Source organism: Mycetocola manganoxydans (assembly GCF_003667545.1).
In the GTDB taxonomy this organism is placed as follows: domain Bacteria; phylum Actinomycetota; class Actinomycetes; order Actinomycetales; family Microbacteriaceae; genus Mycetocola_A; species Mycetocola_A manganoxydans.
Window position 1 is genome coordinate 30354 of record NZ_RCUV01000013.1, and the last position, 22419, is coordinate 52772.

22 protein-coding genes and 1 tRNA gene are annotated in these 22419 nt (G+C 64.0%); 6 read left to right on the forward strand and 17 right to left on the reverse strand.

Features of this window, described 5'->3' with window-relative positions; all coding sequences use genetic code 11:
• The first annotated feature begins 57 nt into the window (after positions 1-57).
• Positions 58-2172: a hypothetical protein gene (locus D9V29_RS11735; RefSeq protein ID WP_147436270.1), complete on the forward strand. Its 2115-nt coding sequence runs from the start codon at positions 58-60 to the stop codon at positions 2170-2172.
• Positions 2173-2217: 45 nt separating this feature from the next.
• Positions 2218-3882 (forward strand): bifunctional 3'-5' exonuclease/DNA polymerase, encoded by a 1665-nt coding sequence (locus D9V29_RS11740; protein ID WP_121673520.1) that lies wholly within the window; start codon positions 2218-2220, stop codon positions 3880-3882.
• Positions 3883-3903: 21 nt separating this feature from the next.
• On the opposite strand, the gene D9V29_RS11745 is transcribed toward D9V29_RS11740, so the two are convergent.
• The 3 genes from D9V29_RS11745 to D9V29_RS14800 all read right to left on the reverse strand — a co-directional run bounded on the left by D9V29_RS11745 (position 3904) and on the right by D9V29_RS14800 (position 6445).
• Positions 3904-4719 carry a class I SAM-dependent methyltransferase gene (locus D9V29_RS11745; RefSeq protein WP_121673521.1) on the reverse strand — a complete coding sequence of 272 codons (816 nt, stop codon included), beginning with the start codon at positions 4717-4719 and terminating at the stop codon, positions 3904-3906.
• Between the two features lie 531 nt (positions 4720-5250).
• A complete protein-coding gene (locus D9V29_RS14795; RefSeq protein WP_147436271.1) occupies positions 5251-5745 on the reverse strand; it encodes a hypothetical protein in 495 nt (164 codons plus the stop codon).
• A 301-nt stretch (positions 5746-6046) separates the two neighbouring features.
• Positions 6047-6445 (reverse strand): hypothetical protein, encoded by a 399-nt coding sequence (locus D9V29_RS14800; protein ID WP_147436272.1) that lies wholly within the window; start codon positions 6443-6445, stop codon positions 6047-6049.
• A 396-nt stretch (positions 6446-6841) separates the two neighbouring features.
• On the opposite strand from D9V29_RS14800, the gene D9V29_RS11765 reads away from it, so the two are divergent.
• Positions 6842-7810 carry a hypothetical protein gene (locus D9V29_RS11765; protein WP_147436273.1) on the forward strand — a complete coding sequence of 323 codons (969 nt, stop codon included), beginning with the start codon at positions 6842-6844 and terminating at the stop codon, positions 7808-7810.
• A 3-nt stretch (positions 7811-7813) separates the two neighbouring features.
• Here the strand turns inward: D9V29_RS11765 and D9V29_RS15270 are convergent, their stop codons facing one another.
• From D9V29_RS15270 to D9V29_RS11800, 8 genes are all read right to left on the reverse strand, one after another.
• On the reverse strand, positions 7814-8143 hold the full coding sequence (locus tag D9V29_RS15270; RefSeq protein ID WP_444543326.1) for a terminase small subunit: 330 nt from the start codon (positions 8141-8143) through the stop codon (positions 7814-7816).
• 497 nt (positions 8144-8640) lie between these two features.
• Entirely contained in the window at positions 8641-9843 is a 1203-nt protein-coding gene (locus tag D9V29_RS11775) for a phage major capsid protein (RefSeq protein WP_121673527.1), read from the reverse strand.
• 260 nt (positions 9844-10103) lie between these two features.
• Positions 10104-10373, reverse strand: coding sequence for a hypothetical protein (locus D9V29_RS11780; protein ID WP_121673528.1), 270 nt, complete (start codon positions 10371-10373; stop codon positions 10104-10106).
• Complete coding sequence (locus D9V29_RS11785) at positions 10360-10638, reverse strand: hypothetical protein (protein WP_147436275.1); 279 nt, start codon at positions 10636-10638, stop codon at positions 10360-10362. The genes D9V29_RS11780 and D9V29_RS11785 overlap by 14 nt, the downstream gene beginning before the upstream one ends.
• A gap of 13 nt (positions 10639-10651) precedes the next feature.
• Entirely contained in the window at positions 10652-11101 is a 450-nt protein-coding gene (locus D9V29_RS15250; RefSeq protein ID WP_183084999.1) for a WhiB family transcriptional regulator, read from the reverse strand.
• 81 nt (positions 11102-11182) lie between these two features.
• Positions 11183-11335, reverse strand: coding sequence for a hypothetical protein (locus tag D9V29_RS14975; RefSeq protein ID WP_183085000.1), 153 nt, complete (start codon positions 11333-11335; stop codon positions 11183-11185).
• Positions 11326-11670, reverse strand: a complete 345-nt coding sequence (locus tag D9V29_RS11795) for a helix-turn-helix domain-containing protein (protein ID WP_121673531.1) — start codon at positions 11668-11670, stop codon at positions 11326-11328. Before D9V29_RS11795 ends, D9V29_RS14975 begins: the two co-directional genes overlap by 10 nt.
• A gap of 43 nt (positions 11671-11713) precedes the next feature.
• A complete protein-coding gene (locus D9V29_RS11800; protein ID WP_121673532.1) occupies positions 11714-12007 on the reverse strand; it encodes a hypothetical protein in 294 nt (97 codons plus the stop codon).
• 586 nt (positions 12008-12593) lie between these two features.
• Between D9V29_RS11800 and D9V29_RS11815 the strand changes: the two genes are divergently transcribed.
• Together D9V29_RS11815 and D9V29_RS11820 are read left to right on the forward strand one after the other, a co-directional pair.
• On the forward strand, positions 12594-13172 hold the full coding sequence (locus tag D9V29_RS11815) for a hypothetical protein (protein ID WP_121673535.1): 579 nt from the start codon (positions 12594-12596) through the stop codon (positions 13170-13172).
• On the forward strand, positions 13165-14316 hold the full coding sequence (locus tag D9V29_RS11820; RefSeq protein WP_121673536.1) for a tyrosine-type recombinase/integrase: 1152 nt from the start codon (positions 13165-13167) through the stop codon (positions 14314-14316). The genes D9V29_RS11815 and D9V29_RS11820 overlap by 8 nt, the downstream gene beginning before the upstream one ends.
• A gap of 37 nt (positions 14317-14353) precedes the next feature.
• Here the strand turns inward: D9V29_RS11820 and D9V29_RS11825 are convergent.
• From D9V29_RS11825 to eno, 6 genes are all read right to left on the reverse strand, one after another.
• Positions 14354-14429: transfer RNA gene (locus D9V29_RS11825), tRNA-Leu, on the reverse strand.
• A 116-nt stretch (positions 14430-14545) separates the two neighbouring features.
• On the reverse strand, positions 14546-15970 hold the full coding sequence (locus D9V29_RS11830; RefSeq protein WP_121673537.1) for an NAD(P)/FAD-dependent oxidoreductase: 1425 nt from the start codon (positions 15968-15970) through the stop codon (positions 14546-14548).
• Between the two features lie 46 nt (positions 15971-16016).
• On the reverse strand, positions 16017-17276 hold the full coding sequence (locus tag D9V29_RS11835; protein ID WP_121673538.1) for a S8 family peptidase: 1260 nt from the start codon (positions 17274-17276) through the stop codon (positions 16017-16019).
• 8 nt (positions 17277-17284) lie between these two features.
• On the reverse strand, positions 17285-17812 hold the full coding sequence (locus D9V29_RS11840) for a DUF501 domain-containing protein (RefSeq protein WP_121673539.1): 528 nt from the start codon (positions 17810-17812) through the stop codon (positions 17285-17287).
• A gap of 17 nt (positions 17813-17829) precedes the next feature.
• The gene (locus tag D9V29_RS11845) at positions 17830-18369 is read right to left on the reverse strand and encodes an FtsB family cell division protein (RefSeq protein ID WP_121673540.1); all 540 of its coding nucleotides are present in this window, start codon (positions 18367-18369) and stop codon (positions 17830-17832) included.
• A 100-nt stretch (positions 18370-18469) separates the two neighbouring features.
• Positions 18470-19750, reverse strand: coding sequence for a phosphopyruvate hydratase (gene eno, locus D9V29_RS11850; RefSeq protein ID WP_121673541.1), 1281 nt, complete (start codon positions 19748-19750; stop codon positions 18470-18472).
• A 467-nt stretch (positions 19751-20217) separates the two neighbouring features.
• Here eno and D9V29_RS11855 point away from each other — a divergent pair, with 467 nt between their 5' ends.
• Complete coding sequence (locus tag D9V29_RS11855) at positions 20218-22341, forward strand: YhgE/Pip domain-containing protein (protein ID WP_121673542.1); 2124 nt, start codon at positions 20218-20220, stop codon at positions 22339-22341.
• The last annotated feature ends 78 nt before the right edge of the window (positions 22342-22419 follow it).

The following is a 22419-nucleotide window of genomic DNA, read 5'->3' on the forward strand; positions in this document are numbered from 1 at the left end:
CCCAAACGGGCGTGGCGGTTTGACTTCGGTCGAGGCGCCATCGTAAATGGAAAGACGGTGGGGATTCTCAGTTCTGCGCGACACATGGGGGGCCGGTCGGCGCTGCTGACCCGGCGACGCTCGCGCGCGCTCGCGGCCCTCGCCGCTGCATCCGTTGCGGTTCTGCTCTCCCTCGCCCTTCCGACCGCCGCGGACGCCGAACCGGAGACCCCTCCGCCGTCGCTTGTCGCACCGGGCCCGACGATCACCTCCCCTGCCAGCGGCGAGTTCCTCGGTTCGGCGAGCGCCGTGATCACAGGCACCAAGTCGGCGGGATCCGAAGTGCAGGTTCTCGCGGGGGCCTCGCGCGTGAACGTCTGCACGGTGAGGGGAGAACGCACGACATTCTCGTGCTCCGTTTCCCGGCTGCCGAGCGGCCCCGGCATTCCCCTCGTTGCCGTCCAACTGCTCGACGGAGAGGACGACCTGCAGTCCGAACCGGTAATCCTCGACATTCTCGCCCCTCCCGCGATCAGCGGGAGCGACGGGATGCTGACAAACGGCTTCATGCAGGGCCGCGGCTATCCGAATGCGACCATCACCCTGACGGTCGGGGGCTCGAGCTGGACCTTCCCCGCCGGTCCGGACGGAAACTGGGCCTACGTCATTCCGCGTTCGATCGGCAGCGGAACCCACACCGTTTCAGCCACCCAATTCACGACGTTCAGCGCTCCGAATTCATCCGACCCCAGTGCCCCACTTCCCATTCGTCTCGACGCGGAGCCACCGAAAGCGCCGACCATGACCACTCCGCGCGGCGGAAGCACCATCCCGGCGACGGGCGCCGTGTACTCGGGTACCGGCGAGAACGGCTCCACCGTCGAGGTGTTCGCGGTGACGTCAGCCGGGCGCGACCTTCAATTGTGCTCCACCGCTGTCTCCGGGGGCGCCTGGAGCTGCTCGGGCTCGACCCTGCCGCCTGGTTCGGCCAGGATCACGGCGTTCCAGACGGATGCTGCCGGTAACGTCGGCCCCGGCAGCGCTCCGCGCGCCCTGACAGTCACCGCGCCGCCCACCACGAGCCCCGATCCTGCTCCCTCCACGGACGCCGGCGACGGGGCAACAGCGACTCCCGCCGCCCCTGCCAATCCTCCGGCGGCGTCGCCCGAACCGAGCGAGACCACCCCGGCTGTGCCGGATGCCACCACCCCTCCCCCCGCGGCAGGTCCCTGGGAGGCCGTGACTCCGTTCACCACCGGAGTGCCATCCGCTCTCGGCGCAGGCGAGTTGTCCTGGTTGCGTGCCCTCGTGCTCGCCGTGCTTGCCGTGCTCTTACTGCTCGTTCCCGCCCGGATGCTCGCCACCACCGTCGGCGCCCGCCGTGTCGCGGCTTCGCCCCTCAGCGTCACCGGACGCAACCGCGTCGCAACGCATGACGACCCGGCTCCGATGGCGTCAGCGCCGGGAGCGGTGACCACGGCCATCCTGCTCGTCGTCATCGCAGGTGGCATCATCCTCTTCGCCAACCCGGTCCACGGCCAGCCCGAATACCTGCGGGTCTTCCTGGCTTCGGTGATCGCTGCGGCGCTTCTCAACATCACCGGAACGCTGATTCCGAGGGCCGTCGCATCCCGACTGGGAATCGGCTCGGCAGAAATCCGTTTGTTCCCGCGTTTCCTCCTGTCCATCGCCGCTGTGGCACTCCTCTCACGCGTCCTCGACCTTCAGCCCGCGCTCCTGTTCGGGGTCGTCTTCACCGTCAGCGCTCTGGCCGGCACCCGGGCTGCCCGCGGTGCTCTCGCGGGCATCCGCATCGCCACCCTCTTCGTCTTCGGCTCGGTGGGGTGGCTGGCGTCAACGCTGCTCGGCGCACCTTCCGGGTTCGTCGACACGCTCCTCACCGAGGTCGCAAACATCGCCGCGGTGGCAGGAATCGGATCGGCCGCGATCCTGCTCATTCCGCTCGGGAAGCTCGACGGCCGCGCCCTGCTTGTCTGGTCCCGACCGATCTGGTTCGCGACGGCGTTCGTCGTCCTCACCGTCTTGTTCGCTCTCCTCGCACCCGTGGTCGATGTCTGGCAGACCAATGGGGCAGTGCTCATCGGCTTCCTCATCGTCCTCGCATTCGGAGCGCTTGGGTTGTCCCTGTGGATCTGGCGCCGGGTCGTTCAGCCGTACCTCAACGCAGACTGAGTCCACCGGTCAGCCGGTGTCGGTAGTTGCCGGAAGAATGGTGGGGTGTTCATCGTCCTCACCGGCTCGCCCCGCACCCGGGTAACCTTCACCGAGGTACGGTCGAACGGGGTGGCCTCGGAACCCGTCGTCCTCCGTCCTGACGATTTCGTACAGGCCGTGGCCGAGCGCGAAACGTCACGCCCGCGCTGGGTCTGGGCAGACACGACGCTGTGGTATCCGGTGCTTCTCGAGTCCGGGGTACGGATCGAACGATCCCACGACCTGCGCCTCGCGCACCGGATTCTCCGGCTGTCGGATGCCACGCGCGGAACCACCCTCCGCGACGCGGTACCCAACGCATGGGATGAGGCACCGGTTCCGGCCGCCGACAACACCAACACCCTGTTCGACGATCACAGTCTCGACGCCGGGGCCGATGCCGTTGCCGAATTCCTGCTGCAGCGACAGACCCTCGACGAGGTGGCCGCGACAGATTCCGCACGTGCGTCCCGGCTGCAGCTCCTGCTCGCTGCCGAATCCTGCGGTGCCCTCATCGCCGAAGAGATGCGGTTCGCGGGCATGCCCTGGCGGGCGGACGTGCACTCGGCGAAACTCGCCGAACTGCTGGGGCCCCGGCCGCAATTCGGCGGAAGACCGGCACGGCTCGAGGCTCTCGCCGGACACATCCGTGCGGCGCTCGACGCCCCTGACCTCAACCCGGACTCTCAACCGGATCTCCTCCGGGCGCTACGGCGAGCGGGCCTGCCCGTCAACGGAACGAGCAAATGGGAATTGCGCGAGCTGCGGCATCCCGCGATCGACCCTCTCCTCGCCTACAAGAAGGGCGCCAGGCTGCTCTCCGCGAACGGCTGGGCCTGGATGGACGCGTGGGTGCGCAACGGCCGGTTCCATCCCGAATACGTCGTCGGCGGGGTCGTCACCGGACGCTGGGCGACGCGGGGCGGAGGCGCCCTGCAGTTGCCGTCCGAGATCCGTGGCGCGGTGATGGCCGATGACGGGTGGACTCTCGTGGTGGCGGATGCCGCGCAACTGGAACCACGGATCATCGCGGCGACGTCACGCGATGAAGCGATGGCTGAGGCCGGCCGGAAGAAAGATCTGTACCAGGGACTTGTCGACGCCGGCGTCGTTGATACTCGAGCGCACGCGAAGATGGCCATGCTCGGTGCGCTCTACGGTGCGACGAGCGGCGAGAGCGCCCGGCTGATGCCCCGGCTGACCCGGGCCTTTCCCCGCGCCATCGGTCTGGTTGAAGCGGCTGCCCGCGCGGGTGAACGTGGCGAGCAGGTCAGCACCTGGCTCGGCAGGAGTTCTCCCCTTCCCGGCGACGACTGGCAGGGTGCCGATGCGGTGCCGTCAACGGATGCCCCGGCGACGGATGGCCGGGTGGCCAGGCAGGCAGCACGCGACTGGGGGCGGTTCACCCGCAACTTCGTCGCGCAGGGCACCGCTGCCGAGTGGGCGATGTGCTGGATGGCGGGGCTGCGGCAGCGGCTCACCGTTCTCGGCGACGAAGGGTCACGACCACACCTCGTGCTCTTCCTTCACGACGAAGTGATGGTGCATTCACCGGCGCATCTCGCCGATGCCGTCAGCGCCGCGATCATCGATGCGGCAAATGAGGCCGGGAAGCTGCTGTTCGGCACGTTCCCCGTCGACTTCGCGCTCTCCGTCGCCGCCGTGTCCAGTTACGACCAGGCAAAATAGCTCGCGGGGCGCTCCACACCCCTACTCGAGTCGCGCAATCATCTGCACCGGTGCCAGAATCCCGGTGACCATCGCGTCACGAAGGTTTTTCATCCGGACGGGGCCATCCGGGCCGAGCACGAGGTGTAACCCCAGCGGCGGCGGCGCGCCACCTGGTCGCATGCTGGCGACGTCGGTCCCTTCCTGGCGGAGCTTCCGGGTGAGTTCGACCGAGAACCCCGCTGCCTCGAGTGCGTCCCGGTAGGCGTCCGGTGCTGCCGGGAACGAAATGTCGACGGATGCCGCCCACGGCAGCGGGTAGGCCGGCTCCCCCTCGCCGACCTCCATGATGTCGTACACGGCCAGGATGCCGCCGGGGCGCAGAACGCGGGCGACCTGCGCGGCAAGAGCTCCTTTGTCCGCGATGTTCATGCCGACGTGGAGAACCGTGGCGATGTCGAACTCGTCATCGGCGAAAGGCAAGGCGAGCGCACTTCCCTCGACGAATGCCACGCTCTCAGCGAGTCCTGTGCGGGCGGTAAGGCTGGTTGCCGCCTGAACGAATTCCGGCGTCAGGTCGATGCCGACAACCGTCGCGCCGTAGTGATGCGCGAACAACCGCGCCGGCCCGCCGATCCCCGACCCGATGTCGAGCACTGAACGCCCCCGCGTGATTCCCGCTGCGACCGCGAGGTCTCGCGTGGCTTGAGAGCCGCCCAGATGAAACTGATCCACGGGGTGGAGGGTGTCGGGATCGAGGTCCTCCGGATCATACCCGCTGTCGCGGATCGCATCGAGGATTCGCTTTTCAAGCTCCGGGCTGCCGTAGTGGTCGGCTACGGCGCCTTCAATCGTCATGTCCGCTCCTTTGCCTGGTGCGGCGAAAGTCTACGCCGGCGACCGCCCTCGCGTCAGTGGTCGCTCCTGCCTTCCGTACCCGTTCCGCGTTGGAGTGACGGTGACCGTTTGGCCGTCCACGAGGTCGTCATCTTCGGCTGCGCCGCGGTCGCGGCGGGCTGATCCACCGCCGGTACTCGAAGCGGTGACCCGCGGTTCATCGGTCCCCTCTGTCGGCTTCCCGGGCTGAAACCCGACATCCGGGACCGATGAACCGAAAAAAGTACCCCCGGTGGGACTCGAACCCTCCTGGTGGCCTCGGGACTACACCGCGGCCCGAGCCGACATGATGATTTCAGCTATTTAGAGTCATCCCAAGCCACTCTGACCACGACGAATTCCCTCAGGTGTTGCCAAAATGTTGCCGCTTCTTCTCAACCAGCGGGCTTTGGGACGAACCCGCTACCCGTTGATCGCAGTGGCTCGACCCAAGAACGACCTACCGCAGCCAGTTCCCTGGTGACTCTCGCCGCCAGACTGGGGACGGGCGTATTACCCGAGTACGGGACCGGCCGGCGGACCCGGGACGAAGAACGAATAGGAGTCGATGAGTTCGTGGTCGATGTGCACACGCCATTGGTATGCCTGGGACACTGCCAGCGGCAGCCCATTGCCAAAGTTCAGCACTACCTGATTGGCCGATTCGACGGCTCCTCGAGGTATGTTCACACCCGGGATCGCTGGCTCGCGGAACTCAATGTTCTGGGCGACACGCATAGCCTGCGGCTCCCCGGCAGGCGTAGGCAACTGAACAGGATCGCCTGACGCATCTGCGAGCACTAACTCGAATGCCCCGGCAGTCTCCGCAACTGGCATTGGACATACAAGATGAACGACGACAGAAAATGGTGCCGTTGTACCCTGTTGCGGATCGAACCCAACGAACTGAAGTCCACCGCCAATGATGTTCACTTTGCCCGACTGATCAACGTTCGCGTAATCGGCCAGAACGATGTTTGCCCGGACCCGCTCAGACAGCGCGCTCACTGAGGGATCAGTTGCTTACTAGGAGCGACGACGCCTGCCGACTTTCCCGCGGTGAATCGAGGAGTAGCTGACGAACACTGCAACGTGTACAGCCGTTGCTGCGGCTTAGGTTCCCATTCCACGTCGAAAAGAACCTTCCGCGACAGTGAGTCAACCTTCGCCACCACTGCCGAATACTTCCGCTCTTCCCCTGGATCCTGGAGAATCACCTTCTCGCCGACAGCCGCGTCAGGGAACCGGCGCAAAGCGCCGACTACACGGCCACCTTTGACGCGGGAGTTCAGGTCTACTTGCACAACTCTCATGATGCGATCCTATGGCTCCTGGCTGGATTCTCGATGGGAGCAGAGAATGCTTCCACAAAGGCGATGGATTGTGATTCTTGCACAGGCGACGTGAAAAGAACATGGTGGTGATGATCGGGCTGTCCATCGGACGTGTCCGGTTCGAGCCGAAATCCCGCCTTCGTCAGGGACGCTTCCGTCGCGACTTGCACCTTGCCGTGTGGAATCTTTGCTTCACCACAAATACGGCGCACAACGTCAGCAAAGAGCTCTCCGTTGAGCGGCTTGGCGGCAAAGACCGACAAGGCAGCCAGCCCCATTTCTTCATTATCGAGGACCAACTCGTGGAGGACAGAGGGGTCGCGGAGGGAACCTCCTCGCACCACCACGAGTTCATCCGGCCCCATCGACTGCACGTGCACAGGTTATCCGAGGTCGCCTTAGCCCAGCGCACCGAAACTCTGCGAGACGTTCGTTAACTCCGCACTTGGTGCCTAGAACTGGGGGTATCAGCTGCCTGACCAGAGAGAGTGTTGCTACTGGAAAGGGTCTGGCGCGTAATCCATCCCAGAGAGATACTTCTGCGATGGAGAGTGACGACTCAGTTTCGTTGAACACACCGAACTGCCCCCATTGCCTCCAACGGCTCGAGATCGCGGGCACAGAGGAACACCCTTACTGGGTTTGTCCAGATTGTCGGGCGGCATACCTGGGGCCACTCCAACACACACAAGGTTCTGGGGGCGATTAGCGCAGGGAGGCTCCCCAACTGGGGCTATCCGGCATCAGCCGATGGCCGGATGATTGGTCGGATGGAATTTCAGACCGACCCGCTCGAATCTTGGCATGACGCGCCCATTCGGTATCTCACTCAACAGCTAAAGGAACTCTCGTCCGGGGCGACATATGACGACGCTAACGCCGTCATGGACGATGAGAGCGCGGTATACCTGCTGTGGTCGACTTTCGATAGAACCGATCGCTTACTCGAAGTAGTCGAGGAGCAACCTGAGGCAATGAACTATGCGGTGGCGTTGCGCGACGCCCTCGAAGAATTCCCTGTTCTAGTCTCCGCTCGGCGGTCCGAAGAATTGCTGCACCTCGCGGAGCGCATGGACTCCATTTGCCAACAGTGGATCGACATACTTCGGATCAGCCGAAAACACGATCCGGACGTAGAAGATCTTTTGCGATCGCTGAAGCAGGAGCATGTTCAGGCCCGAATAATGCGCGAGAACCGGAATCAACAGCGGTACGCAAACGAAGAGGCTCAGGCCAACCTTTTGGTGGCAAAGGAAGCAGCGCGCGAAGCACAAAAATCGGCCGGCATCACGGGCTCTGCAAAATTCTCAGAGTATTTCGGGAACTATGCGGACTCTGAACTCCGGACAGCCAACTATTTCCGCCTGGCAACTATCGCAGTGATCATTGGCGCAATCACGATAGCGTTCACCCGGGCGCCTGAATCCACGGACAGCCTCACTACGCTCGCATATAGGCTCGCGGTGCTCGCTGGAGTAGCCGCATTGGGTACGTACCTCGGGCGTCAGGCAGGACACCACAGGCGGTTGGGAGCTTGGGCACGAGGGCTCGAGGTTCAGACGAAGTCGTTCCCTGCTTTCATGTCCCCGGTAACAGACGATGCCACCCGGAACACCATTTACGAAACGTTCTCGCGAAGAGTGCTGTCCGCTCCCCCGGAAGCGGCCAAGAGCGCTCAAACGGATGCAAACCCGATGCTGGAGTCGGTGGTGGCCGCACTGGTCAAACGCGGGGAATAGGCGCTACAACCGTGGTCGGGACTTTCGAGGCCTCTGAAACTTAGACACGTTCTCCCCAGCCGGTATCGCAGTGCCGCTAGTCGCGCTACGGATGCCTGCGCGCATCGAGCGAAGCTCATGCTGAAGGCGCACAGCAGGCGTCCCGCCCAATTCATGTAGAACTCGCAACAATGATGCCGAAGCGCGCGACTTCTTCTCGAGCAGCGACGTGTTACCAGGCACGGACAGCAGGTCGACCTGGGCCGCGGTCAGACGCGCGAGCTCAACAGCCGCACCGTCCGAGGTAGTCAGCCACTTCATCGCAGCTAGCGATCTCTCCACAGCGTCCTGCATCGTCGTGACAGGCTCGCCGTGCCCATCAGACGCGTCAGCAGCGGCGGCTTCGCGCCCGGCAGCCTTCCGTGCCCTGTAGGCCCGGGAATACGCTCGCTGGCGGGCTTTCCGCTCATCATCCGAGACAGTCACAAAGACCTCCTGAATCTCACGTCTCACGCCTGTTTTCTAAGGAAAGAACTGGGTGGGGAAGTTCACTGCCGGTGGACTGGCCTGGCATCGGGTGCTGCAGAGATTTGTACGCCCCTACCCCTGCCCAGTGCCGGGAATCGTTCGCCGGACTGGAAGCCCGGTACGGGGGTGCACCTCTATGGTTGGGGAGTGCTGGTGGCTTCACCCCTATTCCCCCGCCAGGGGTGAGGCCACCAGCCTTGTTGCTGAGATGCTGCAGGTCGGGTTCGAAAGGAAGAAAGTCCCCCGACCCGCAGCACCTGTCACGGGCTCTCTAATTCCCGTGCTACCGTGGCCCGCTCAAAGAAGAGCCACGGGTGAGTTTGTTACGGCGTGAGGTTCACAGTGATGAAGGCGGACGGCTTGTTCACTGCGAAGCCGTAGCGTCCCTCGTGTCGGAACCGGACCTGGTTCTTCGTGAAGAGGATGCCGGATCCATCGATGTCCAGGTGGTCGTCTTCTCGGACGATCAACTCTGTCTGGTTGAAGTCACCGAGCAGCGCGGTTCCCTGGGAGATCAGCGACGATGTCACGATGGGGTATTCACCCAACACCTTCTCGATGTCAGAGCGTCCAGATCCGAAGAGCAGGGGCCCGGTCGTTCCTCCCTCACGCATGAGCTCGAGGGCCTGCAGGTCACGGGAGTTCATCACCCACGCATTCGGTGTGACGTTCGTGTCCGTGAGCGTGTAGCGGGCGTTGCTCAGCGTCTGCAGGACGCTTGCGACGTACACCTGCGCGAGATGTCCCGATGTTTGCAGGATTCCCTTCACGGGGTCAGCTGTCGCCGTCGGTGCGCCGGTTCCGTTGAGTATGTCGGACTCGAGGGATTCTAGGAGACCCTCGCCCAGCTGTGCTTTTAGGATCTCGATGATCTGGGCATAGTCGTCGAGGAAACGCTTGGGCATGGGGTCTGTCACCGTTGCGTACACCCGGTAGCGGTCCTCCCGGTCCTCGAAGGTGATGTCCGACACCGGCTTCTCAGCTCCGTCCGGGACACCGCGGGCGTTGAGGCTTCGAGCGGTCTGCACCAGGTACGAGAACGTGTTCCCGATGTTGCCGTTGGGGTCGGCGGTCTGGGTACGAGGGCGACGCGGAATGAGATCCAGCAGTGATGTCGGCCGGCCCGAAATCGTGACCGGCTCACTGACGACGGAAGGAATGTCGATCGATCCGCCGATGAGTGCCTTCGCGCCATGCTCGCCAGCCCGCTTCTCGAGTTCGCTGCGAACCTTCTCGCCCCACTGCTCGCTGGCCTTCACCAGCTGGGTGGATCTGTGGGACCCGCCCATGCCCAGGTCGAGCCCGATGTCGGCGAGTTTCTGCGCGATCTCTTCGGACTTTGCGAAGTTGGAAGTGGCCAGGGTCAGTTCGGCCTTCGCATCGGCATGCGCCCTAAGGTGAGTATTCGCGCGGTCGATCTCGCTCTGTGTTAGATCACGCCCTTCGGAATCGGCCTTCGTCGCAATCACGCGAGCAGCCTTTAGTTCCGTGGCCATACGGTCTTTGAGTTCGGCAGTAGTTGCCATGATGTTTCCAATCAGGAAGGGCGCCGCTCAGAGGACGCCAAGAATGAATGATTGAAACGATCCGCGGGCTCATGTGGCCACCCAACTCAGAAACGCTGGGGACGGGTTCACCGCTGCTCGTTGCTGCCGATTCGCTCAGTTCGTCGACCTTCGCCCCGAGGGGTTCATCGGCCTTCACATCGCTACGGTTCAGATCCTCGATCTTGACCCGGACGGATTGGTTACCGCTGGGGTTCATCGATCTTGTCTTACCGTTCGACCTACCTCAATTCTACCTGCGATCCGGCTTTTTTAACAGCAAGTGCGGCAGCTAATCCTGCCGTCATCGCCCGCGCGGTTCCCATCGTCGCGATGCGTTCCTCGAGCTCGTCGATCGTCCAGGGAATGTCATTGTCGGCCATCCACTGGATCTGCGCTTCACGGCGTAACCATGCCACCTCATCCCGGCTCGAGATAGCTCCGTCTTTCCGCAGGTGCTCCGGGCTGCGGCGTCGAGCAGCGTACGGATCCCGGAATTCATGAATTTCCATCATCAGGCTCCTGCTCGCTCTGAGCCGCGTACCGAGCCACCAGCAGCCGGAGAAGATGTGCGGCTTTGTCCGGCCCGTGCACGTCGATCAGGAGCCCCGCGAGATCCTCCGCCATCGACCGCAGCGCATTGATGGTCGACCCCATCCCGCCGAATCCATAGTCGTCGTCGAACGTCTGCTGAACAGCCGTCGCGAACATCTCCGCGTCACCAGTGACCTCCGCGGCGACCATTCGCGCCGCTCGAGCCCGATCAACGGGCCTCATTTGGTTCAGGGACTCAACCACGACGAAGACCCCGAGCGGACTCAAACGGTGACCGGAAGAGAGCGCCCCACGTCTGCACCAAGTCCTCGTCGCGCTGCATCTCCATGCGACGCGCGACCGGCTGCCACTCACGGTGCAACTCCTGCTCCAAACGTGCAGCCTGATTGTGCTGCGGTTCCGCTCGCCAGCGGCACTTATTCTTCCTGGGCATTGCCTCTCCTTCCTTCTGCCGTCCGCCATACCGACGACCGGCCCACATCCCGGCAGCCGGCCGTGTAGCCGCTGCGTACGCTCTGCACACCTCGAACACCGGGCATGCTTTGCAAATCTTTCGACAGGAAACCGCGTCCTCGTTCGCGAGGCTGTCTGCCGTGAACCTGTCATCACCACGACAGCTGGGCTCCCCGTCAAGAAGAGCGGTCACGAGATCATTTGCCGCCGCTCCCGCACGCGTCCCGGCCACATCACTCCTTCGCCATCGCTGATGATCCAAATATCGGTTGCGTCGGGTTTCGAAGAAATCCGACCTGGTCTAAGTGACTGGTCAACTCACTGGTCTTAACTGGTAGTGCGCAGAATCTGCCGGTTCATCATGCAGAATCTGCCGGTTCATCACGCAGAATCTGCCACTGGTGATGTCGAAATTTGCCGTTGATGCGTAGACAATCCGGCAGAATTTGCCGATGGTCAGTTCCACCGCTTCCACTCTGGATCGGTCTCCCGGTAGCTGGCCGGCACGTTGAGCACGTACACGTTGCGCAGCCACCGGCCGCGACTCGACCGTCGCTTCTCCACGCTGAACAAGTGGAGGTTCTCCAACGCGCCGAGATGGTTCTGTACGGTACGAATGCTCTGACACGTCCAGTTCGCGATTGTCTGGTGCGACGGATATGCGAAGCCCTCCTCGGCGTTCTCGAACTCCGCAAGACATAGGAGGGTCAGCTTCTCGCCGGCCTTCATCGGACGCCACTCCCCGGACGCCTCTCTTATCTGCTGGGCCTCCCATGCCCAGTTTCTGGCTGAGATCGTCACGCACGTGCCCCCCTCCCCGCGACGTTGTCCTTCACTGCCGTGATCACTGGGACCCCTCGAGGACGTTCAGAGCCTGAGCGCGTTCCCCAGCTGCCCTAAGCTGCTCGCATAGCTCAAACGCCTCCGCCACATCCAGCTCGGCATCACCCCGTAGGACCGGCACTACTTTCCACTGATCGGTGTTCTCTCTCGAGAGAATCACGTGGCCGCCGTGAACTTCGATGCTGATTTCGACCAGCACGTTTCCTGGTCCAGCTGGCTCGTCAGTCAACAGTTGACCAGCCACAGCGCCCTCGAAAAGGGCCGCGGAGTCGGGGGCGCTTGGTAACATGTTCATGATCGTTTCTCCTCCTGCTTGGTTGAGGTTGCGGTTCTCGCCCTCGTCGCCCGTCCCGGCGCCGGGGGCATTTTTGTGCTCATTTCTTTGCCTCGCGGATTGCGATTCGCTGCAGACTCTGCTCGAGCGCCTTCGTAAGCGTCGGCAGGACGTCGAGCAGAGCATCAGCGCTCACGGGACCACGAAACCTGATGTGGACCGGTATGCGAGTGCTCCCGCATTCGATTGACAGGCGGGCCTCCCCGATCGGAACACCGACCATCAGGAGGCCTCCGGCCCGGTAATACTTCGTTCGCTGGACTCGAGCCATGCAACGACATCCGACCGACGATAGACAACTGTTCGCGGAGTGGGCTTGAGAAATTTGGGGCCGCCTCTGCCCAGGTACCGAAGCTGGCCGAGAAGGCTGCGCGTCATACCGGGGACGAGCGCGCACACCTCGTCCGGGCTCAGATACTGCTCGGCATCCAGGGTCCCAACTGTCGATTGCCCTGCGGTCTCTTTCATGCGTATTCCCTTCATGAGCTATGTATGACCTTGCTGACTCAATGGAAACAGTTTGAGCCAGCTATGTCAAGGGCCAGTCATGACAAAGCTCGTGAAATGTGTCATCATTGGCGGCATGACAAATCCGTCCTCGATCATCGCAGTGGGGTCCGAGACCGCAGACCTCCTTGGTGGCGAAGTTCGCATCCGCACGAATGCAAACGTGATGACAACAGGCGAACTCAACGATGGCGCGACTGTGGACATCGACATCGTGTACGACCCTGACCTGGGTCGCTACGTTGCGGAGTCAGTGAATGTGCGGCGAGGCGGCAACGGAACCGAAGTCACTGCTCGATTGATCCGAGAAGTCCGCGTGCAGGACGCGATCGTCTCGATTGCAATGAGCGATCTCATCGAGGTGCTTAGCAGCGATGAGGACGAGGACTACATCACGGTTTCCTCCGGCCACGATTGGCTCGCCAAGGTCAAACCCGTGCGCGAGCGAAGTGCTTCCGATGACGCACTTAGAGATGCGGCCGTTATCTACACGATCGCGCGTCTCGGGAACTGGCCACCCCTTGCGACAGTGGCAAAGCATCTCGGAGTCAGCCAAAGCACGGCGACCCGGCTAGTCGCCGACGCACGCGCACGAGGGCTCTTCTTCGATCATGGGTAGCGTCCAGGCTTACGAAACCGCGGCCGGAAAGCGGTGGCGCGTCCTCTACCGGCGCCCCGACCACCAGCAAACCCAGAAGCGCGGGTTCCCGAACAAGAAGGCCGCAGAGCTCTATCTGGCGTCAGTGGAGATCTCGAAAGCAAACGGCGAATACGTCGACCCTGCGGCCGCGCGAGCCGTCGTCGGGGATCTGGGTGTCGAATGGCTCGCCAGACAAACGCACCTGAAACCATCGGCGTTCCGCTCGCTCGACAGCGCCTGGCGGGTCCACGTCGAGCCGCGATGGGGCGCCACACCGATCGCAGCCATCATGCACACCGACGTGCAGAAATGGGTGTCAGAACTCGGCACAGGAACGAAGAACGAGAAGCCGAAGGGCTCAACCACCGTAAAGCGCTCCTACGGGGTACTCGCTGCAATCCTCGACGACGCGGTTCGGGATCGTCGACTCTCGAGCAACCCTGCCCGCGGGGTCAACCTGCCCCGCAAGACCTCGAAGAAACGTGTCTACCTCACGCACGCCCAGGTGCAGTTGCTCGCTGATTCTGCCGGCGTCCAGTCCACGCTCGTCCTGTTCCTCGCCTACACGGGTCTGCGGTGGGGTGAAGCAACCGGGATGAGGGTCCAGGACCTCGACGCGCTCAGACGGCGCGTGAGCGTCCACGAGAACGCTGTGAACGTCGGCGGTCGCATTGTGGTCGGCACCCCCAAGAGCCACGCCAGCCGGTCAGTGCCGTTTCCCGATTTTCTGTCCGAGCCCCTCGCCCGCCTCTGCGAGGGTAAAGAGCGCAGCGCGCTACTGTTCGGGAATGGCCGCGATCACCTGCGCTCCCCCGACGTGCGCGACGGCTGGTACGTGTCCGCGATCCGCAAGGCGCAGAGAATCGACCCCACGTTCCCGACGCTCACCCTGCACGACCTCCGCCACACGGCAGCATCCCTGGCCATCAGTGCCGGCGCAAACGTGAAAGCCGTGCAGAGGATGCTCGGACACGCATCCGCAGCCATGACACTTGACACCTACGCCGACCTGTTCGACGACGACCTCGACGCGGTTGCGACAGCACTGAATCACGCTAAGGCGAACTCAACTGTTGCCAAAGTGTTGCCAATTCGACCCTCGAGCGCTGCCGAGAAAAGCTGACTGCCGCATATTTGCTGACCTGTTGCACCGCTTGAATTGGTACCCCCGGTGGGACTCGAACCCACACTGGAGCGATTTTAAGTCGCCTGTCTCTGCCATTGGACTACGGGGGCGTGCGGTTCCAGCTTATTGCGATCGTGGCAGCGACCCAGACGACTAACGGATGCTCCGGGTCGCGTTAACCGAAGAAGCCCGGTCCGAATCGGACCGGGCTTCTCTCGTGCACGTCTTACTTCGAAGCGGTGACGGCTTCCTTCTCGACCGCAGGCTTCGCGGCCTTCTTGGTCGCCGGCTTCTTGGCCTCGACCGGCTTCGCCGACTCAGGAGCAGCCGGCGGCTTCGGACGGGAGGCGAACTCCTCGAACGCAGCGCGCGGGTTCTGCACGGCGCTCAGGCTGACGATGTCGCGACCGAGGAAGACATTGCCGACCCAGCCGGCGATGACCCGGAGCTTGCGCTCCCAGCTCGGCATGGCGAGGCCGTGGTACCCGCGGTGCGCGAACCAGGCCGGGAAGCCCTTGATCGCGATCTTGCCGGACTGGAAGACACCCACACCGATTCCGAGGCCAGCGACGGCACCCATGTTCTTGTGGAAGTACTCCTTGGGCTCTTCGCCACGGAGGACGGCGACGATATTTTTCGCCATGAGCTTGCCCTGGCGAACAGCGTGCTGAGCGTTCGGCACGCAGAAGCCGCCGACGCCACCACCGGAGAGGTCGCGGATCGCGGTCACGTCGCCGGCACCCCAGGCATCCGGGATGATCTCGTCATCGGTACCGACGCGGAGGTCGGGGCGAACGACGAGGCGGCCGCGCTCTTCGATCGGAAGGTCCGTGTTGCGGACGATCTGCGGGTTCGCCATCACTCCGGCGGTCCAGACGATGAGGTCGGATTCGAACGTCTCACCGGTCGACAGCTCGATCTTGCCGCCGACAGCGGACGAAAGCTGGGTGTCGAGGTGCACGAGCGCTCCACGCTCGGCAAGGTTCTTGAGAACCCAGTGGCTCGTCTTCTCGCTGACCTCGGGCATGATCCGGCCCATGGCCTCGATCAGGTGGAACTGGATGTCGTCGAACGAGATCTGCGGGTAGTTCTTGAGCAGTGCGCTGGCGAACGAACGAAGCTCCGCGAACACCTCGATGCCGGCGAATCCTCCGCCGACGACGACGAAGTTGAGCAGACGGTCGCGCTCAGGACCGGCTGGGAGATTGGATGCCTTGTCGAAGTTCGAGAGCACGCGATCGCGAATCGCGACGGCCTCTTCGATCGTCTTGAGGCCGATTGCCTCATCGGCGACACCCGGGATCGGGAACGTGCGGGACACTGCACCCGCGGTGACCACGACGATGTCGTAGTCGAAGTCGTATGAGTCACCGACGGGGGGAACGATCGTCGCCTTCTTCTCGGCGTGGTTCACATTGGTGACCTTGGCGGTGATGACGTTCGTCTTCTTGAGGTGACGGCGCTGGGCGACGACCGCGTGACGCGGGTCGATCGAGCCCGCGGCGACCTCGGGGAGGAACGGCTGGTACGTCATGTACGGAAGCGGGTCGACAACGGTGACCTCGGCTTCACCGTTACGAAGCCACTTTTCGAGCTTCCATGCGGTGTAGAAACCGGCATATCCGCCGCCGACGATCAGAATTTTTGGCACGGTGAGAATTCTCCTACTGGGGGGTCGCAAGGACTCAAACAGGCTACTACCTGCGAGCCACCCGCTTGAGATGCCGGGTGGCGCCGATGGCACCGAGCAATACTAGGGTACCAGTTCCCAGGAACAGGGCGAGCGGGAGGCTGATATACAGCAATGTCTCCCGGGTGGGCAGGAACGGGTTGGGCGCGGGAGGCGCTGCGTCGAGCGGCGGCACATCGGGCACCGAACCGGTGTCCTGCGGCACTGATTCCGGCGTCGCGTCTGCCTTGCGGTGCTGGGTGATCCAGGCGGCGAGGTCACCCATCGGGTTCTCCTCGACAGGAGCGACCTCTGCCGTGAGGGCGGCGGCGGCGTTCAGGTAGCCGTATCCGTAGACAGCGTTGGGCAGCGACTCACCTTCGACGGGACGGGCCGTACGGATGATCCGGTTGATGACGTTCGCGGCATCCATCGAGGGGTATCGGGACCGCACGAGGGCGGCGACTCCGGCGACGATGGGTGACGCGCCGCTCGTGCCCGCCCACTGGACGTAGCTTCCATCCGGCGAGACACCGACGAGTTCCTCGCTGGGAGCCGCAACCGACAGCGTGATTCCCTGGCTGGAAGCGTCGTAGCTGGCTTTCCCGGCGGGGTCGACGCCGGCGACGACGAGCACACCGGGGATGGTCGCCGGTGCGCCGACCTCTTCGGTGCCGCTCCCGCGGTTGCCTGCGGCAGCCACGACGATGACGTCTTTCTCGTAGGCGTAGGTGAAGGCTTCGTCCCAGCTCTCCGGCCAGTCCTTCGTGTTCGTCGTGAGCGACATGTTGATGACGTCTGCGCCGTTGTCGACGGCGAATCGGATGGCGTCGGCGATCTGGTCGGCGAACGGGATCGTCGAGCCGCTCGAGCCGAAGCCCACCGAGATGGAGATCAGATCGGCACCGGGCGCGGCACCGATGACACCGTTCCCCGAGCCGTTACCGCGACCGGCGGCGAGGGATGCCACCCAGCTGCCGTGCGGGTTCTCATCAGCGCTGCCGACCGGTGTCCGCCCGTTTGCGCTACCCACTCCGGACGCGTCGTGCCCGGCGATGACTGCACCGGAGAACTCGGCGGGCCCCTCGGCGATGCCGGTGTCGATGACCGCGATCGTCGCACCTTCCCCGGTGCTGTAGCCCCAGGCATCCGCTATCCCGTAGTCGGCGAGCCAGTACTGCGCGTCGCGCACCGGGTCAGCGGCGGCAGGAACCGTTCCAGCGGCGACCGTGCCGAGCACGATGATGGCCGTGAGGCCTCCAGCAAAAATCCCCCGTCGTTTCTGCATACGCAGTGTCACTCCCCCGTCGGATCGGGCTGTTCGGCGATGCACTGGCACACCGTCGGTGACCAGTCCGCCCGCGCGAGTGCGCGGTCACCGATCGGGTTCACTCCCGGGCCGGCAGCGAGGGCGTGGCCGACGAGAGCGTGCAGGCATTTCACGCGTACCGGCATCCCGCCTGCGGAGATGTTCGCCAGCTCGGGAACGACGGCGACGCTCTCCCTGTCAGCGAGGTACGCGTCGTGCGCCGAAGCGTACGCAGCGCGGAGTCCCTCATCCGCCGCGAGGTCGTCGTTGTACTCGTTCATCACCTTGGTGGCCTCGAGGGTCGAGACAGCGGCAGTGGCCGCAGGGTGGGTGAGGTAATAGAAGGTGGGGAACGGCGTTCCATCATCGAGCCGGGGTGCCGTGGAGACAACGGTCGGGGCTCCGCAGACACACCGCGCCGCAATGCCGACGACGTTCCGAGCCGGTCGGCCGAGTTGGGCGGAGACCGCCCGGATGTCGTCGGCCGTCACAGGATCGAAGGGCGGTGTCGTCATGCGTCCATTATCCCTGCTCAGGGTGTGGGCGCCGGCGTCGGAGTCTCGCTGGGCGAAGGCGCGGTCGACACATCGGCAAGTCCGGCACTGATCAGGGACGCGAGCATGGATTCGGCCCAGTTGACCCGGGTCGATGTCAGCTCGGTGCTCACCGGACCCTCGTCCTCGCCGAACAGCGCCGCGTCGACGTCGTTGAGCACGATGAAACTCACCTCGCCCGGATTGACGTAGAAGAGACGGTCGCGCGCCTGGGTCTTCACATAGGTGCTGTCGTTCCAGCGCTCGCGCTCGGCACTCAACCGGTCGATTTCCTTCTCAGCGGCGTCGACGGATGCCTGCAATTGCGCGATCTGTTGCCGCTGCTCCACGTAGGCCTTGAGATTGGGGGCGATCACGATGATCCCGAGCACGAGAAGGCTCATCATCAGCAACCCGAATCCTGAGAAACGGATGCCGCGGATCCAGCTGCCCGCCTCGACCTCGGCCGGGGCGGCCTCCCGCGCTGCAGCGCGCCAGACTGTCGACGCCGCTTCCGTGCGTCCCGGTCGTCTCTTCACGCGCCGTTCCCCTCTGTGATCTCGGCTGTTCGGGCCTGACGGTTAAGCACAACTCCCGGCAAGCGTCTGTCGACGCGTACCGGGAGTTGTTCGAAACGGTTTACGCCGAGAACCGCGGGAATGCGGAGCGACCCGCGTAGACAGCGGATTCGCCCAGCTCTTCTTCGATCCTCAACAGCTGATTGTACTTAGCTACCCGCTCCGACCGGGCAGGCGCACCGGTCTTGATCTGCCCTGCGTTGGTCGCAACGGCAAGATCGGCGATGGTGGTGTCCTCTGTCTCACCTGAACGGTGGGAGAGGATCGCGGTGTAGCTGGAACGCTGTGCGAGAGCGACAGCATCGAGCGTCTCGGTGAGAGTTCCGATCTGGTTCACCTTGACGAGGATCGAGTTGCCCGCCTTGAGCTCCAGGCCCTTTGCGAGGCGCTCGGGGTTGGTGACGAAAAGGTCGTCGCCGACGATCTGGACCTTGTCGCCGAGTTCGGCGGTGAGGTGCTGGTAGCCGGCCCAGTCCTCTTCTTCCAGCGGGTCCTCGATCGACACGAGCGGGTAGGCCGCAACGAGCTCGGCGTAGTACGCACTGAGGTCCTCGGCTGAGAGCTGCTTGCCCTCGAAGTGGTACGAGCCGTCCTTGAAGAATTCGGTCGCTGCGACGTCGAGCGCGAGCGCGATGTCCTTGCCTGGGGTGTATCCAGCGTTGGTGATCGCCTCGACGATGAGGTCGAGCGCGGCACGGTTGCTCGGGAGGTTGGGCGCGAAGCCACCCTCGTCGCCGAGGCCGGTGGCGAGACCCTTGGACTTCAGCAGCGCCTTGAGCGCGTGGTAGGTCTCGACGCCCCAGCGCAGGCCCTCGGAGAAGCTCTCAGCGCCCAGCGGAACGATCATGAATTCCTGGATGTCCACATCGTTGTCGGCGTGTGAGCCACCGTTGATGATGTTGAGCAGCGGCACGGGCAGCACATGCGCGTTCGGCCCACCGAGGTAACGGTAGAGAGGAAGGTTCGCGGCCTGGGCTGCAGCCTTGGCGACGGCGAGGCTCACGCCCAGAATGGCGTTGGCACCGAGGCGTTCCTTGTTGGGGGTTCCGTCGAGGTCGCGCAGGGTCTTGTCGACGAGGCGCTGGTCGTCAGCCTCGAGGCCCTCGACCGCGTCGCCGATTTCGTCGAGAACACCGTCGACGGCTTTCAGGACGCCCTTGCCCTGGTAGCGGTCGGCGTCGCCGTCGCGAAGTTCGTACGCTTCGAACGCTCCGGTCGATGCACCGGAGGGAACAGCCGCGCGCTCCACCGTTCCGTCGTCGAGGAGGACCTCGACCTCAACGGTGGGGTTACCGCGGGAGTCCAGAATTTCGCGAGCGCCTACAGCGTCAATGAGTGCCACAGTTTTTCTCCTGTTCAGGGGTGGTGCTGGTGGAATGTGTGGAGCGACGTTGACCCGAGGTTCAGTCTAGCCATGCGCTTTACCGGCGTTACGAGTGCAGTTTTTTCGCCACCCCCCGAACGCCCGGATTCTTGCACCCCGTGCACAAAGAACACTGATCAGGCTTGGATTCCTCTTGTGGAGATCCCCAACAAAGCGGAGCATTCCTCGTTCACCATCACTAACGCTGCTACGTTCGCCCTGCACAGGGAGCATCCCGGCAGCACTGGTCAGAGACGACAGAGCGGCCAGGGTCAACGGCCACAAGTCGGCTCCCGAGAGCACAGCCCGACACCCTGCCGGTTCACCGGCACCACGAACTAACGCACGTCAAAGAGGACTTTTCGCGTTCCGCCGTCGCCTGCCCCGGCGACGGCACCGTTTCTTTGTCATGCCACGGTTCCTTCGGAATACTTCAGGAGAGTTTCGTGAGCAGCAGTTCCCAACACGGCCAGTCCCCCGTTCTCGCGTGGAAGATCGCCACGATCTTCCTGAGCATCCTCATGATCGCCGCGATCGCCTTCTTCTTCTTCTTCACCCAGAAGATCAGCGATGGAGCGCAGCGACTCGATGATGGCGCATCCCTGGCCGCTGCGGGATCGGGCGAGCTCAGCGACGGTGCGACGGCCGTCGACGAAGGCGCTGGCACGCTCGCCGAAGGAGCAGAAAGTGCCGCCGCCGGCGCCGAGAAGCTGGAAACGGGAGCCGTCAGCGCAGCCGCGGGCGGCGACAAGGTGGCCACGGGCGCGCGCAGTGCAGCGGACGGCGCTCTGACGCTGTCCAACGGAGCCACGAGCGCTGCCGCAGGAGCACAGAAGCTCGCAGCGGGCGCTGAGAAGGCGGCGACCGGCGGAACAACCCTCGCCAACGGTGCCGCTACTGCTTCGTCGGGCGCGGGACGCGTCGCGGCAGGATCGTCGGACCTCTCCGCTGGAGCCTCCTCGCTCTACTCGGGCCTCAACGGCAAGGTCGCTCCGGGAGCAACCCAGGTGTCCGACGGCGTCGACAAGATCAAGGCAGCCGTCGAAGGCAAGCTCGCTCCAGGTGCCGCCCAGGTGTCCGGGGGCGTTGACAAGATCAAGGCGGCCGTTGAAGAGAAGCTCTCCCCCGGTGCCAGCCAGGTCGCCGACGGGGTCCAGAAGATCACTGTTGCGGTACAGACGAAGCTCTCTCCCGGTGCCACCCAGCTGGCACAGGGAGCCGCGAGCGTGCACTCCGGAGTCGTCGCATTGAGCGACGGGGCCAACACTCTTGCCGCTGGTACGGGTCAGCTCGCTCCCGCCGCTGCCGCGCTCAACGCAAACCTTCCCACCATCACGACGGGAGCAGGCAACGTTGCAGATGGCGCGACAACGGTCGCTACCTCTCTGGACACCCTCATCGCGGGCCTGAAGCTTCAGGGCGCCAGCCCTTCCCTCATCGGCACGCTCGAGCAGATCTCCGATGGAGCTGACAAGGTCGCGGCCGGTTCCGGCCAGGTCTCCGGCGGACTGACCCAGCTCGCCCCGGCAGCCAAGGGAATGGCGAGCTTCGCTGCGGTGAACACCGGAGCACAGAGTCTCGCCGCCGGCCTCGGAGCAACCGCCCCCATCGAGGGCGCCCTGCCGAACGGCGGACTGCTGTACGCCTCGAACGTCCCTGCTCTCGCAACCGGTGCCGGTCAGCTCGCTGCAGGTCTCGGGACGACCGCACCGACCGCAGGGCTCGAATCCGGCGGACTGCTGTACGCGGCGAACCTTCCGGCCCTCACCGCCGGCTCAGGCCAGGTGGCAGCAGGACTCGGAACGACCGCACCGATCGCAGACGTACTCCCAACGGGTGGTCTGCTCTACGCGGCCAACCTCCCCACCCTGAGCGCGGGCGCGGGTCAGGTCGCAGCCGGCCTCGGAGCGACAGCGCCGATCAAGGATGTCCTCCCAACGGGTGGTCTGCTCTACGCCGCCAACCTCCCGGCACTCTCCGACGGTGCAGCGCAGCTGGACAGCGGCATCCGCACCGAACTTCTCCCCGGATCGGTTCTCCTTCGCAACGGCGCGGCAACCCTCGCAACCGGTGCAGGAGACCTCTCCACCGGTGTCAACAAGTTGTTCGCCGGGTCCACCAGCCTCAACGCCGGACTCAGCACGCTCCTCACCGGATCACAGAGCCTCTCTGAGGGAAACACCAAACTCGCGGTCGGCGCCTCGACGCTCTCCACGGGAACAGAGACGCTGGCTGAGGGCTCTGCGACGCTCAACGCCGGACTGGCAACTCTCTCCGCCGGATCCACCGCGCTCGCCGAGGGAACCACGGAACTGGCCGAGGGCGCTGGAACGCTCAGCGAGGGGACGACCACCCTCTCCGACGGAGCGGCAACTCTCGCCGCCGGTAACACGGAGATCAGCGACGGAACCACCGAACTCCACAGCGGCGCAGCAGCATTCAGCTTCGCAGAGCTCACCAGCTCTCCGATGCTCTGGGTGATCCTCCTGCTGGTGGTTCTCGCGGTGGCGGGTCTCCTCATCCGCCGGATGATCGTGACCACCCGCCAGGAGGCCACAGACGCCGTCTGATCAGACTGACAGGAACGGACCGCGGATGCCGAGAGGCATCCGCGGTCCGTTTCTTGTTTGGCGTGATCACGCGGTCAC